The 13,628-nt window shown below is 71.9% G+C and carries 12 protein-coding genes; 3 read left to right on the top strand and 9 right to left on the bottom strand.

All coding sequences use genetic code 11. The annotated features are described in order from the left end of the window. Nucleotides 1–82: 82 nt before the first annotated feature. Nucleotides 83–1,084 (bottom strand): flavin-nucleotide-binding protein, encoded by a 1,002-nt coding sequence (locus tag WME95_RS37925; RefSeq protein ID WP_437904182.1) that lies wholly within the window; start codon nt 1,082–1,084, stop codon nt 83–85. Next, a complete protein-coding gene (locus WME95_RS37920) occupies nt 1,081–1,704 on the bottom strand; it encodes a glutathione S-transferase family protein (RefSeq protein ID WP_437904181.1) in 624 nt (207 codons plus the stop codon). The genes WME95_RS37925 and WME95_RS37920 overlap by 4 nt, the downstream gene beginning before the upstream one ends. Before the next feature lie 147 nt (nt 1,705–1,851). On the opposite strand from WME95_RS37920, the gene WME95_RS37915 reads away from it, so the two are divergent. After that, the gene (locus WME95_RS37915; protein WP_437904180.1) at nt 1,852–2,754 is read left to right on the top strand and encodes a LysR family transcriptional regulator; all 903 of its coding nucleotides are present in this window, start codon (nt 1,852–1,854) and stop codon (nt 2,752–2,754) included. 41 nt (nt 2,755–2,795) lie between these two features. Here the strand turns inward: WME95_RS37915 and ahpF are convergent, their stop codons facing one another. Both ahpF and ahpC read right to left on the bottom strand, forming a co-directional pair. Next, entirely contained in the window at nt 2,796–4,358 is a 1,563-nt protein-coding gene (gene ahpF / locus WME95_RS37910) for an alkyl hydroperoxide reductase subunit F (protein ID WP_437904179.1), read from the bottom strand. 83 nt (nt 4,359–4,441) lie between these two features. After that, on the bottom strand, nt 4,442–5,005 hold the full coding sequence (gene ahpC, locus WME95_RS37905) for an alkyl hydroperoxide reductase subunit C (RefSeq protein WP_012239567.1): 564 nt from the start codon (nt 5,003–5,005) through the stop codon (nt 4,442–4,444). A gap of 133 nt (nt 5,006–5,138) precedes the next feature. Here ahpC and WME95_RS37900 point away from each other — a divergent pair, with 133 nt between their 5' ends. Both WME95_RS37900 and WME95_RS37895 read left to right on the top strand, forming a co-directional pair. Next, the gene (locus WME95_RS37900; RefSeq protein WP_437904178.1) at nt 5,139–6,104 is read left to right on the top strand and encodes a hydrogen peroxide-inducible genes activator; all 966 of its coding nucleotides are present in this window, start codon (nt 5,139–5,141) and stop codon (nt 6,102–6,104) included. A 140-nt stretch (nt 6,105–6,244) separates the two neighbouring features. Beyond that, entirely contained in the window at nt 6,245–7,075 is an 831-nt protein-coding gene (locus WME95_RS37895; protein WP_437904177.1) for an EI24 domain-containing protein, read from the top strand. A gap of 39 nt (nt 7,076–7,114) precedes the next feature. Here the strand turns inward: WME95_RS37895 and WME95_RS37890 are convergent, their stop codons facing one another. The 5 genes from WME95_RS37890 to WME95_RS37870 form a co-directional block, all read right to left on the bottom strand. Then, complete coding sequence (locus WME95_RS37890; RefSeq protein ID WP_437904176.1) at nt 7,115–7,705, bottom strand: Uma2 family endonuclease; 591 nt, start codon at nt 7,703–7,705, stop codon at nt 7,115–7,117. A 95-nt stretch (nt 7,706–7,800) separates the two neighbouring features. Continuing rightward, nucleotides 7,801–9,501 carry a delta-60 repeat domain-containing protein gene (locus tag WME95_RS37885; RefSeq protein ID WP_437904175.1) on the bottom strand — a complete coding sequence of 567 codons (1,701 nt, stop codon included), beginning with the start codon at nt 9,499–9,501 and terminating at the stop codon, nt 7,801–7,803. A 115-nt stretch (nt 9,502–9,616) separates the two neighbouring features. After that, nucleotides 9,617–10,750 (bottom strand): prohibitin family protein, encoded by a 1,134-nt coding sequence (locus WME95_RS37880; protein ID WP_437904174.1) that lies wholly within the window; start codon nt 10,748–10,750, stop codon nt 9,617–9,619. A gap of 68 nt (nt 10,751–10,818) precedes the next feature. After that, nucleotides 10,819–12,726, bottom strand: a complete 1,908-nt coding sequence (locus tag WME95_RS37875) for a PAS domain-containing protein (protein WP_437904173.1) — start codon at nt 12,724–12,726, stop codon at nt 10,819–10,821. A gap of 115 nt (nt 12,727–12,841) precedes the next feature. Next, entirely contained in the window at nt 12,842–13,627 is a 786-nt protein-coding gene (locus WME95_RS37870) for an ABC transporter permease (RefSeq protein WP_437911068.1), read from the bottom strand. Nucleotide 13,628 lies beyond the last annotated feature (1 nt).

Raw genomic sequence — 13,628 nt, 5'->3', positions numbered from 1 at the left:
CCGCACGCTGACGCGCCCGGGCCCGCCCCGGATCGCCCCGATGGGGCAAAACTCCCCTGGACGGGCCCCGCGGGCCGCGGCGTCACCTGCGCGCCACGTCCTCCCACGAGCCGGTCGCCGCGAGCTGCGGCGCGGGCACCGGCGCCGACCAGCGCAGCGGCAGCGCGTCCTCCCGCCAGGCGCCCTCGGCCACGTGGAACCGCAGGAGCCGCTGGGCGCCGGCGAAGGCCGAGAGCTCCGGCCCGTCCCAGAGCACCTCGGCCTCGCCGGTCAGCGACAGCACCCCGCCGGAGGCGAAGTCGACGAAGAGCACCCCGGCGCGCGGGCAGAGCGCCAGGTTGCCGAGCGTGTTGAACGCGAAATTGCCCGTGAAATCCGGCGAGATCAGGACGGTGTGGCCGTCCTCCTCGGTCACGCGCACGAAGCCCGTCTTGCCGCCCCGATGGGACACGTCGGCGCCCTCGATCGCGTCGCCTCCCCGCGCGGCCGGCGCCGCGGTCGCGATGAAGAACGTGTCCGCGCGGCGGATCAGCGCCGCCGCGCCGGCGGACAGCGCCGGCCCTTCCGCCTGCGCCGGGGGCGTGGCGGCCGCCTCCGGCGCCCTCACGAGCTCCGGCGCTCGCGCCTGGATGTACTGCGGGCAGTTCCCGAAGCTCTGCCCGACCTCGACCACGAAGCCTCGCTCGTCCGCCGCCGTGATCGTCCCGTTCATCCGGTTTCGGCGGCGGGTCTCCAGCTGGATGCCGAGGAGGCCGACGGGCGCGCCGGCCACGAGGTGCGGGCCGAGCGCGTCGCCGGCCCCCGGGCGAGCGTTCACCGCGAGCGTCCGCGGATCCGGGGACGAGATGAACCCCGGCGGCCCCACGACGATCGAGGCCCACGGCCGGCGCTCTGCGTCGAGGGCCCCGACGAGCAGGAACGGCAGCTGCGCGAACAGCTCGCGGTGCTGGTCGGGCATGAAATCCCGGATGATCCGGCGCCCGGCCTTCTCGGCGCGCTCGCGCGCCCCGGCCCGCGCCTGCACGGCCATCTCGCCCGGGTGATAGGGCGAGCCCTCCCTGGTCCACCCGGGCAGGGAGGTCACGACAGCGCCTTCTTCATCGGCACGAAGCCGGGCAGCGCCTCCACGCGGGCGAGCCACGCGCGCAGGTTCGCGTACGGATCGAGCAACACGCCGCCCTCCGGCGCGTGCGCCGTGTAGGTGTAGATCGCGACGTCCGCGAGGGTCGGCTCGTCGCCGGCCAGGAACCGCTGGTCCGCGAGGTGCTGGTCGATCACCGCGAAGAGCTGGGCGGCGATCCCCCTGGCCTGCTCGACATCCAGCTTGCGGCCGAACACGCTCGCGATGCGCGCCGCCGCGGGCCCCGCCGCGAGCTGCCCGGCGGCCACGGAGAGCCACCGCTGCACGTGCGCCGCCGCCACCGGATCGCGCGGGAGCCAGCGCCCCGACGGGTCGTACCGCGCGGCCAGGTACACGAGGATCGCGTTGCTGTCGGCCAGCGTCACGTCGCCGTCCTCGATCACGGGCACCTGACCGAACGCGTTCTTGCTCAGGAACTCGGGCGTCTTCTGAGCGCCGCCCTTCAGGTCGACGTCGATCCTCTCGAACGGCAGCCTCAGCAGCGACAGGAACAGCTCCACGCGGTGCGCGTGGCCCGAGAGCGGATGGCGGTAGAGGCGGATGGGGCTGGCAGGGAGGGTCATCGAGGTGTCCTTTCGGCTGTGGATGTCAGCGGGAGCGGCACAGTCCGCGTGGGGCTCCCGCGCTCGCCGAGCCAGGATGCCCATTCCCGCGGCCAAGGGTAATGCTCGTCCTTGACAAGGGACCATTCCGGAAACTGGAATAATCCGATGGACCGCCTCGACTCCATGCGCGTGTTCGTCGCCGTCGCCGAGGAGGAGGGCTTCGCGCCGGCCGCGCGGCGGCTGTCCATGTCGCCGCCGGCGGTGACCCGGGCCATCTCTGCGCTCGAGGAGCGCATCGGGACGCGGCTCCTGCACCGCACAACGCGCGTCGTCCGCCTGACCGAGGCGGGCGCCCGGTTCCTCGCGGACTGCAAGCGGATCCTCGGCGAGATCGAGGAGGCCGAGGCGTCGGCGGCCGGGTCCCACGCCGCGCTCCGGGGGCAGATCGGCGTCACGGCGCCGGTCCTGTTCGGGCGGATGTTCGTCGCGCCCGCCCTCTTCGATTTCCTGGCTCTCCATCCGCGCGTGTCGGCGTGGACGCTGCTCGTCGACCGCATTGTCGACATGGTCGACGAGGGGCTCGACGTCGCCGTCCGGATTGCCCATCTGCCGGACTCGTCGCTCAGCGCGATCCGTGTCGGCTCGGTGCGGTGGGTGGTCTGCGCTTCGGCGGAGTACCTCGCCGCGCGGGGCGAGCCCAAGGCGCCGGCCGATCTGGCGCGTCACGACACCATTGCTTTCTCTTCGACAGGCTCCCCGGTGGAATGGTCGTTCGGGTCGGGCTCGCGGGTCGAGAGGGTCTTTCCGTCATCGCAGCTCCTCGCCAATACGGCCGACGTCGCCATTGCAGCGGCCGTGGCCGGGCGAGGGCTCGCGCGGGTGCTCTCGTATCAGATCGACCCGGAGCTGCGCGCCGGCCGCCTCTCGATCGTGCTCGCCGCGCACGAGCCCCCGCCGGTCCCCATCCATGTCGTCCACCCGGAGGGCCGGCGGGCGGCGGTCAGGGTGCGCGCGTTCGTGGATTTCCTTGTCGATCGGCTCCGGTCCGAGGCGTGGCTGAGCTCGTGATCGCAGGCGGGTTCGCGCGTCGAACCTCGGCCGGAGGGCGCTCAGTCCGCCGGCGCGGTGGCGCGGATGAGGTGCTCGAAGGCCCCGAGGGCGGCCTTCGCGCCGTCGCCGAGGGCGACGACGATCTGCTTGAACGGCGTCGTCGTCATGTCGCCGGCGGCGAAGAGGCCGGGCACCGACGTCTGCCCGCGGTCGTTGACGACGACCTCGCCGAGGCCGTTGAGCTCCACCGTCCCCTTGATGAACCCGGTGTTGGGGAGCAGGCCGATCTGCACGAACACGCCCGCGAGCTCGATCTGGCGCTGCTCCTTCGTCTCTGTGTGCTCCCAGCGGAGCCCGACGACCTTCTGCCCGTCGCCCACCACCTCGGTCGTGCGCGCGCGCGTGACGATCTCGACGTTGGGCATGCTCTTGAGCTTGCGAACGAGGACCGCGTCGGCGCGGAGGGCGGGGGCGAGCTCGAGCAGGGTGACGTGGCCGACCACGCCCGCGAGATCGATCGCCGCCTCGACGCCGGAGTTGCCGCCGCCGATGACGGCCACCCGCTTGCCCTTGAACAGCGGTCCGTCGCAGTGCGGGCAGTACGTCACGCCCTTGGTCCGGTACTCGGCCTCGCCGGGGACGTTCATGTCGCGCCACCGGGCGCCCGTCGCCAGGACGACGCTCTTCGCGCGGAGCGTTGCGCCGCTCGCCAGGCGCAGCTCGAACGGTGAGCCGGGCGTGATCGACGTGACGCGCTCGTGCTTGAGGAGCTCCACGGGATACGCGCGCACGTGTTGCTCGAGCGCCGCCGCGAGCTTGGGCCCGTCGGTCTCCACGACCGAGATGAGGTTCTCGATGGCGAGGGTGTCCATCACCTGCCCGCCGAAGCGCTCGGCGACGATGCCGGTGTCGAGGCCCTTGCGCGCCGCGTAGATGGCCGCCGAAGCGCCGGCGGGTCCGCCGCCGACGATGAGCATGTCGAACGGCTTGCGCTGGTCGAGCGCCTCGGCGCGCTTCTTCACGGCGGAGCCGTCGTCGAGCTTGGCGAGGATCTGCTCGATCTCCATCCGACCCTGGCCGAAGGGCTCGCCGTTCAGAAAGACGGTCGGCACGGCCATGATCTTCCGTTGCTCGACCTCGCCCTGGAAGAGGGCGCCATCGACGGCGACGTGGCGAACCCTCGGGTTCCTGGCCGCCATCAGGTTCAGCGCCTGCACGACGTCGGGGCAGTTCTGGCACGATTGAGAGAAATAGGTCTCGAACCGGAGCTCGCCGTCGATCCGCGCGATCTGCTCGAGCGCCTCGGCGCTCACCCGCGGCGGATGGCCGCCGACGTGCAGGAGCGCGAGGATCAGCGAGGTGAGCTCGTGACCGAGCGGGAGCCCCGCGAAGATCACGCGCGGCTCCTCGCCGGGGGAGTGGATGCCGAACGACGGCGTGCGCCCTTCGCCCTCGCGCCGCTCGTGGAGCTCGATGAGGGACGAGGCGCTCGCGACGTCGCGCAGGAGCGCGCGCATCTCCTCCGACCCCTGCGAGTCGTCGACGAAGGCGGTGACCGCGACGGGACGGGTCAGCCGTCCGAGGACGTCGCGGAGCTGGGTCTTGATGGAGTCTTCGAGCATGGCTGCGTTCCTTCCGGCGAATACGAGCGGGTCACGAGCGCTGACGGGCGTCGCCGCGGCACGCGCGGCGACGCCCGAGCACCTCAGATCTTGCCGACGAGATCGAGCGACGGCTTGAGGGTCTTCGCACCCTCGTCCCACTTCGCCGGGCAGACCTCGCCCGGGTGCGTGGCGACGTACTGGGCCGCCTTGACCTTGCGGAGCATCTCCGCCGCGCTGCGGCCGATGCCGAGGTCGTGGATCTCGTAGACCTTGATGACGCCGTCGGGGTTCACGAGGAACGAGCCGCGGAGCGCGAGGCCCTCCTCCTCGATGAGCACGCCGAAGTTGCGCGAGAGGGTGGCGGTCGGATCGCCGACGAGCGGGTACTTGACCTTCTTGATCGCCGCGGACGTGTCGTGCCACGCCTTGTGCGCGAAGTGCGTGTCGGTGGAGACGCCGTAGATCTCGACGCCGAGCTTCTGGAACTCGCCGTGGAGGTCCGCGAGGTCCTCGAGCTCGGTCGGGCACACGAAGGTGAAGTCCGCCGGGTAGAACACGAAGAGCGACCACTTGCCGAGGACCGACTCGTGCGAGACGTCCACGAACTTCCCCTGGTGGAACGCGGTGGCCTTGAACGGTTTGATGCGGGTGTTGATGAGCGACATTCTCTTTTCCTCGTTTCGGGGCGGGGGCGTCTCGTGCCTCCGCGCCGGCGAGAGGCAACGTGGTCGTTCTGCGCCCGCGGTGCCAATCGAACGATTTTATGAATCGTTCACTTTTTGTGATACTCCTCCGGCGATGGACCTCGAGCAGGTGACGCTCACGCAGCTCCGCTACGCCGTGGCGGTGGAGCAGACCCGCAGCTTCCGCACCGCGGCCGAGCGCTGCCACGTCTCGCAGTCCGGGCTCAGCATGCAGGTCCAGAAGCTCGAGGAGCTCCTCGGCACCGTGCTGTTCGACCGCAGCAAGAAGCCCGTCCTCGTGACCGAGGAGGGGGCGCGCGCCATCGCTCAGATGCGCGAGATCCTCCGGGAGACGGAGCGGCTCGGTCAGATCGTCGCCGGCGACGACGCTCCGGCGGGGCGCTACCGGCTAGGGATCATCCCGACCCTCGCTCCGACCGTGCTGCCCCTGTTCCTCGATCCCTTCGTGAAGGCACACCCGCGCGTCGAGCTGTTCATCGAGGAGCTGAAGACCGAAGAGATCATCGAGCGGCTCGCCGCCGACACCCTCGATGCGGGGCTCGCCGCGACGCCGCTCCACGCCCCGGGGCTGAGCGAGATGCCCCTCGGACACGAGGCGATGGTCGCCTATCTCCCCGAGGGCGACCCGCTGCTCGACCGCAAGACGGTCACGCAGGCGAACCTCAGCGATCGCGAGCTGTGGGTGCTCCCGGAGGGGCACTGCTTCCGGAGCCAGGTGCTCTCGTATTGCAGGAGCGGTCAGGCGAGGCCCCCGCGCGGCGTTCAGCTCGAGAGCGGCAGCTTCGAGACGTTGATCGGCCTTGTCGACACCGGGCTCGGAGCGACGGTGCTGCCCGCGCTGGTGGCGCAGGGGCTGCCGGCCGAGAAGCGCCGCGCCCGCGTGCGGCCCCTCGCCCGGCCGATCCCGCTCCGGGAGATCGGGCTCGTCACGTCGCGGACTCAGCTGCGCAGGCGCGTCACCGAGTCGCTCGCGGCCGCGATCCGCGAGCACCTCGGCCGCGCGCTCGGGCCCTCGCCCCCGGGCGGGAGCGTGCTCGATCCGCTGCCCCCCGAGGGCTGACGAGGCAGGCTCGGAGGTCATCGACGCATCGACGATGAGGCAGCCTTCGCCGCACAGCCGGCGGGAGCCCGTCCAGCGGCGGATGCCAGCGCGCGGAAGGTGTTGACCGGACGCACGACCGCTGGGACGTTCGTGGTTGAATGATCCCCCCCGATGCTCCCCGCGGCTCTCTCACAGCGGCCGCGCAGCGCCCGACCGCGGGGCTCGTGCCGCTCGAACGCCCCGGCTTCGGCGCGGGCCTCAAGGCCATGCTGGGCGGTTACGGTTACCTCTTTCGCACGCCGGACCTCTGGCCGCTCGCGCTCGTCCCCACGGGCATCGCGCTGGTGCTCATGGTCGTGCTCTCCATCGTCGGCGTGAAGCTCGCGCCTTCGCTCGTCGAGCTGATCGTGAGGGAGCCGGGGACGGGGTGGCCCTGGACCGTGCTCATGGCCGTGCTGCAGATCCTCTCGCTCGCGGTGGTGCTCGTGGCCGCCCTCGTCCTCTCGTTCGGGCTCGCGAAGCCGCTCTCGGGGACCGCGCTGGAGCGGATGGTGCGCAGGGCCGAGGCCGATCTCGGGGCGCCCCCGTGGCCGGAGGTCGGCTTCCTCGCGGACATGTGGCGCGCGCTGCAGTCGTCGCTCGTGGCGCTCGCCTTCACGCTCCCGATCCTCATCGTCCTCGGCGTCGTGGGTCTCCTCTTCGCGCCGGCGAGCGTCGTCGTCGTCCCGCTCCAGCTCGCGGTGACGGCGCTCGCGGGGGCCTGGGACCTCTGCGACTGCCCGCTGTCGATCCGCGGCGTGCCCGTGGCAGAGCGGATCGCTTTCGTGCGCCGGAACCTCGCCGCGGTGATGGGCTTCGGCTTCGGCCTCGCGCTGCTCTCGTTCTTGCCTTGCGCGCTGCTCATCGTGCTCCCGGCCGGCGTCCTCGGGGCGGCTCGACTCGTCGTCACGCTGGAGCGGTGGGAGGCCACGGAGCGAGCGCCGCGCTGAGCTCGGGCTGCCCGGGGAACCGAACGGCACGGCGGTCTGCTACGTCGCCCAGAGCACCGAAAGATCGAGCTCGACGGCCTCGAAGGGCTCGACTCGCACGCGCGCAGCGTCGCGGTGGACGGCGGCGGGCCCAAAGCCCCGGCCCGAGACGAGCGAGAAGACCTCCAACGTCCGTGCGATCGGATCGACCAGCCATGCGTACCGCACGCCCTCGCGCGCGTAGATCGGCATCTTCTCGTCACGGTCGACAGATGCCGTCGACGGGCTCAGCACCTCGCAGATCCAGTCCGGAGCGAGCGCGAAGTAGGCCGTCTCCGGCAGCTCCGGCATCCGCTCGCGCCGCCAGCCGGCGAGGTCGGGCACGAGCGCGTCGATCTCGCCCGGCGCGTCCGGGTCGGGGAAATGCAACTCCGGCTCGTCCAGGATCCACCAGCCGCCCGGCCCACCATCGCCGAGGCCGAAGGGGCCGCCGATCTTGATCCCCAGGACCGAGCTCGCGTTGGCGTGGCGCGGCGCCGGGCGGGGGAGGACGTGGAGCACGCCGCCGATGAGCTCCGCCACCTTGTTCGCCGGGACGGCTTCGAGGTCGGCGTACGTGGCGCGGCGCTGCTTCTCGGCGGGCTGGCCCATGCCCGAAGCCTGCCCGGGGGCGGGCGGCGGGGCAACCGAGCACGATCCGGTCGGCGGGCCCGCGCTCCGGCGCGGGGAGGTCCGTCGCGCCGCCGCTACATCCAGAGCCGCGCCACGATCCCGTACGTCCCCGGACCTGGCACGCCCCCCTGGTTCTCGCCGCAGATCACGACCTTCTGGCCCGGGTAGACCGCGGCCCGCTGGATGCCGCCGGAGTCGCCGACGTACAAAGAGAGCACCCCGCCGACCCCGAAATTGGGATCGAGCCTGCCGTCGCGCAGGTAGCGCGCGAGCACCGGCCCAGGCGTGGCGCCGCCGGTCGCATTGCCCACGACCAGGATCCGGCCGTCGGGGAGCAGGATGGCGTCCTCCGCCACGTCGTCGCCGTCGGTGATCGGGAGCGCGACGACGCCCGACGCGCCGAAGCCCGGGTCGGCGGCGCCGTCTTCGAGGAAGCGGCGGACCTCGAAGTCGGCGCTCCCGTCCTTGCCGGCGCTGCCGCCCACGAGGATGCGGCCGTCGTCGAGGACGGCGATCGCCGCCGTGCGCTCGCTGATCCCGGACGCACCGAAGACCTGCTGGCCGCCGGTCCCGAAGGTGGTGTCGGGCTGCCCGTTGGCCAGGAAGCGGGCGAGGATGCCGTCGGACTGGCCCCCCGTGTCCACCTCGCCCACGACCAGGATCCGGCCCTCGCGGTCGACGACCACGGCTCTCGCGGTGGAGGCGCGGTCGAGCGCCCAGAAGCCGTTCGGCGCGGCGAAGGCGGTGTCGAGCCTCCCATTCGAGGACACGCGCGCCACCATCATGCGCGCGTCGCGAGCGCCAGCGACGAGGATCTTGTCGTTGGCCAGGACGAGCCCGTCCACGACCGTCTCTTCGCCGCCCGTGTCGAGCAGCGCCTTGCCGTTGTTGCCGAACTCCGGGTCGGTGGTCGCGCCGTTCGCCCCGACGCGCCAGAGGGCGATGTCACGCGGCTCCGGGATCTCGTGCCAGCCCATCGCGATGATCTTGCCGTCGACCTGGTGCCCCACCGCGAACGACTCGGCCTCGGAGCCCGAGCTGCTCCCGATCCTCGTCGACAGCAAGGCGCCGCCGGCGAAGTCGGGATCCAGCGCGCCGGCGCTGGTCAGGCGCGCGATCTTCATCGAGGAGCCGCCGACGCCGCCGATGCCCCAGCCGGTCGCGACGATCCGCTCGCCGACCACCTCGATATCGGTGAAATAGCCGCCGTCGTCGTTCCCGAAGCGCACCGGCGCGATGCCCGTCGCCACGCCGAACGTGGCGTCCAGTGAGCCCGGGCGGCCGGTCACGAGCGCGTTCGTCACGGCGGCGGTGCTCTCCAGGGCGCCGGAGGTCGCCGCCAGGGTGAAGGAGATCGTGTTGCCCAGGGCGAGCGGCGCCTCGGCGCCTACCACGATCTCGGCCTTCGTCTCCTTGGCGGCGATCGTGATGCGATCGACGACGAGGCCCGCAGGAGGGCTCACCGCCGCCACCGTCACCTCGCCATCGAAGCCGCCAGTGCGGCGTATCTCGATCTCGACAAGGTTCTTCCCCCCGAGAGGCACCGTGACGTTGGGCGTCAGGACGACGAGCGCGAGATCCATGACGTCAGGGCCGTGACCGCCGCCGCCGACCTCGCCGCCGGCCTCGCCGCCGCCGCCGCCAGCCCCGGAGGGCGCGCCCCCGCTCCCTTGAGACGTTTGGCCGTCGGGCCTGCCCGTGTCTGGATCGTCGCTCACGTCATGAATGCCCAGGATCTGCTGGCAGCCCGCGAGAGCGAGCGGGAGCGAGGGCATACACAGAAGCGGGAGCAGGGCGGCGAGCCGCCGGCGAGGGCGCATTACCGCCATCGTCGCACCCCCCCTCGCGACGTCAATCCAGACCACGAGCTCTCCCGCCGCCCGGAGCTGCTCAGGGCGCGGCGGCCGGCGCCTGCGCTGCCGGCTTCCCCGCAGGCTTCGCGCCCTTGTCGCCTCCGTCGCCGCCCGCGCCCGTCGCCGCCCCGCCAGCCGGCGCCGCCTCACCCCCTGGCGCCGTCTCCTCGAGCAGCTCGGCCAGCTTCTGCTCGGCGTCCTTGTCGAGCGCGCTCTTCATGTCGAACGTCAGCATCGGCAGCGGGCCCTGGTTCATCGCCGGCAGGCGCCCGTTCCACCGCTCGAGCGCGCGGTACTGCAGCACCGCCGGCGTCGTCGACAGCCGGATGATCGTGTTCGCCTTGGCCTCGGAGCGCGCGCGGATGAGCAGCGCGTCCGCCTCGCCGCGGGCCCGCTCCCGCGCCGACTCGGCCGCGCCGCGGGCCGTCGCGATCGCCTGGTCGGCCTCCGCCCTCACCTGACGCACCCGGTTCTCGGCCTGGATCGCCTTCTGCGTCGCCTCCATCGCCTGGTTGATCGCCGCGGCCACGTTCTCGGGAAGCCTCAGCGCGCCGTTGATCGTGAGCTGATCGATCCGGATGCCGTCCTTCTCGAGCACCAGCTCGAGCTCCTTCGTCACGTCGTGGATGAGCCTCGTCTTGCCCGACCCGTAGATCTCCTGGACGGGCATCTTCGACGCGACCGAGTTGAACGCCTCGCGCACCGCGTTGCGCACGTAGCGATCGGCGAGCCTCATCAGGTCGTTCTCCCGGAAGCGCAGGTACAGGTGGGGCGCTTTCTCCGGGTCGATGTGGAACGACATCCCGATGTCCGCGCCGACGTTGACGCCCTCGGAGGAAGAGAACGTGATCGACTCGTCGACCGCTCGGCCCTCGTGCGCCGACGCCGTCCAGACCACGTTCTGCACGCTCGTCGGAAACTGCACGATCTGCTCCGTGAGCGGGTTGTAGAACACCCAGCCGGTCACGACCGGGATGTCGCTCACGCCGCGGTTCGAGCCGGCGAGCTTGACCCGGATGCCCACGTGCGCAGCGTCGATCCGCGTCACCGTGGTGCACGCGACGAACAGCATCGCCACGAGGAGCACGAGGCCGAGCGCGACGCCGCGGACCGCGCCGGCGACGCCGCCGCCGCTAGAGCGGCCGAACTTGATCGAGGGGATCTTCGCCATGGGCGAGGTTCTACCTCAACCCCTGCGCCTTACGAGGAGGTCGAGGGCGCTCGCGACGCCGGCGCCTCTCACCCGTCGCGCGAGGCGCGCGTCCCCTCCGCGTCGTCCGTGCGCTCGCGCCCCGCCCTGCGCTTGCGCCGCCGCTTGACCGACACCCCGCTCGACTGCATCGCGAAGAGGAGCGCCTCCCGGAGGTTCGAGAGCGTCTTGATGTTCGACAGATCGAGCCCCAGCGACACCACCGTCTGCGCCACCTCGGGCCGGATGCCGACGACGATGCCCTGCGCCCCGAGCAGCGCCACGGCGTCGATGAGCCTCAGCACGTGATCGGCCGTGGCCGCGTCCACGGCGCTCACCCCGGTCAGATCGATGATCGCGTGGCGGCAGCGGGTCCGCGCCACGGCCTCGAGCAGCACCTCCATCATCTGCTGGGCGCGCTCCTCGTCGAGGACGCCGAGCACCGGCATCGTCAGCACCCCCCTCCAGACCTCGATGATCGGCGTCGACAGCGCCCGGATCGCCTCCTGCTGCTGCTCGATGATCGCGAGCCGCTCGTTCAGCACGGCCTGCTGGCGCTTCTTCTCGGTGATGTCCGTCGCGCCGCCCGCCATCTGGAACGGCACGCCCTTGTCGTCCCACTCGGCCATGCCGCGGGCGAACACGTCGCGGTACTCGCCGTCCTCGCGCCGCAGCCGGTACTCCACCTCGAACGGCCGCCGCTCCTCGAGGTGAGCCCTCAGCGCGGCCTGCACCGCCCTCTGGTCGTCGGGGTGCACGCGCTCGAAGAAGCTCGCGAACGTCCCGCCCCACGCCTCGCGGCGGACGCCGATCAGCTGGAGCATGCGATCGCTCCACTCCACCGTGTCCTCCCGGATGTTCCAGAACCAGACGCCCTCGTTCGACGCCTCCGCGAAGAGCCGGTAGCGCGCCTCGCTCCTCCGGAGGGCGGCCTCGGCGCAGCGCAGCTCGGCCACGTCGGTGGTGCCGCCGATCCACCGGAAGATGTTCCCCGCGGCGTCGCGCTGCGGCAGCGCGCTGACCACGTGCTCCCGGTACGTCTGATCGCTCGCCCGCTTCAGGCGGAACTCCGTGTGGTACGGCTCGCCCGCCGTGAGGCTCCGGGTCCACGCAGCCACCGTCTTCGGGACGTCGTCCGGGTGCAGCACCGCGAGCCAGCCCTCGCCGATCATCTGCTCCTCCGTGCGGTCGAAATAGTCGAGGACCGCCCGGTTCACGAAGTTCAGCTGGCCGTCCGGGCGCGCGGTCCACACCTGGAGGGGCATGGCGTTCCCGAAGAACCGGAGCTGCGCGTCCAGGTCGCTGAGCGGCGCGTCCAGCAGCCCAGCCCCGCTCGCCGGGCCGCCGGCCCCGCGCACCCGGCTCGGCGGCGGCGCGTCCCGCCCGTCCGGCTCCTCCACCTCCTCCTGCCCCGCCCAGGAGGCGCCCCCGAGCGCGCGGAGGAGCGGCTCTTCCAGGTCGAGCGTGCGCTCCGCGCGGCTCTCCGCGACCCGCGCGCGCACGAGGCGGAGCAGCTCCCTCCGCACCTCCTCCTCGATCCGGCCGCGCAGGTAGTCCTTCGCGGAGGCCCGCGACTCGGCGAACCTCACCGACTCCGCCGGCAGCTCCGCGACGTCCAGGAAGATCCCGAGCGGCGCGCAGGGCCTCGGCGTGATGCGCAGCGCGAGGGTCGCGTCGAGCCGGTGCTCCTTCGCCTCTCCCTCCGCGTCGACCCGCACCGTCACCGCGTGCGGGATCGCGACGTCGAACGCGCCGCTCATGCTCCGCGTCGCCGCCGGTTCGCCGACCTCGAAGTCCACCGTGAGCCGCGACGGCCTGCCGAGGACATCGAGCTCCCGCTCCGCGCGGCGCCCGACCGGGAGGAGGGCGATCACCTGGCGGCGTATCACGTCCTCGGTCATCGCGAGATCGACGATGCTCCGACCCAACTCCTCGAGCGTCAGCCCTCCGTCCTTCACCGCGTCTCCTTCCCGATCCCGCTCGCCCCCCGGTGTCCGTTAGCCCTCCTCGCGCCCGGAGGGCAATCGTGTGACGTTAACGCACCGCGCCGCTCGCCGGAAGCCCTCGCGAGGCTCAGCTCGACGCCGATGTATACCGGCCTATCGCCCGCTTCCACACGCCGCGCGCGACGGCGCCGAAGGTGAGCGCGCCGAGCGCCGCGGCGGCGGCCGTGCGCGGCGCGATGGTGCCGAGCATCGCCTCCGCCGGGTACGTGGTCATCAGCCCGATCGGGACGATCACGGTGAAGACGACGCGCCAGAAGCCGCTGAAGATCGTGACCGGCCAGCGCGCGAAATCGAAGATGGAGTTGAAGAGGTAGGCCAGGTTGTCGAGGCGCACGACCCAGAACGCGGCGGAGATGACCAGGATGCACATGGAATAGAGCACCAGCGTCGCCGTCACGAGCAGGCAGAGCGCGAGCGCGACGTGGGCAGGCGCGGGGGCGCGCCCCATCTGGGCGAACGCGTAGGCGAAGATCGCCACCGCGGCCGCGGCGTCCACGACCTTGCGGATCTCGAACCGGGCCGTGGAGACGAGGAACTGCGCGTCGGCCGGCTTGAGCAGCGTGAAGTCGAGCGTGCCCTTCCGGATCTGGTCGACCACGCTGATGAGCGACGGGTTCACGGCCCCCTCGAGGATGCCCTTGAGCAGCGTGAACCACCCGACGACGACGAGCGCCCGCTCGTACGTCCAGCCCTGCACCGGCGGCCGGGCCGCGAGCGCGATGTGGAGCGGGACCAGCCCGACCACCGTCCACACGACGGTCATCACCGCGCCCAGCAGGAAATCCCACCGGTACTGCATCCCGAGCGCGATCGACACGCGCAGCTGCGTCGCGAGCAACCGGAGGTAACGCACG

It is taken from the genome of Sorangium sp. So ce327 (assembly GCF_051530205.1).
GTDB lineage: Bacteria > Myxococcota_A > Polyangia > Polyangiales > Polyangiaceae > Sorangium > Sorangium cellulosum_B.
The sequence above is the reverse complement of the archived record's forward strand: the minus strand, read 5'-3'. Positions and strand labels throughout refer to the sequence as shown.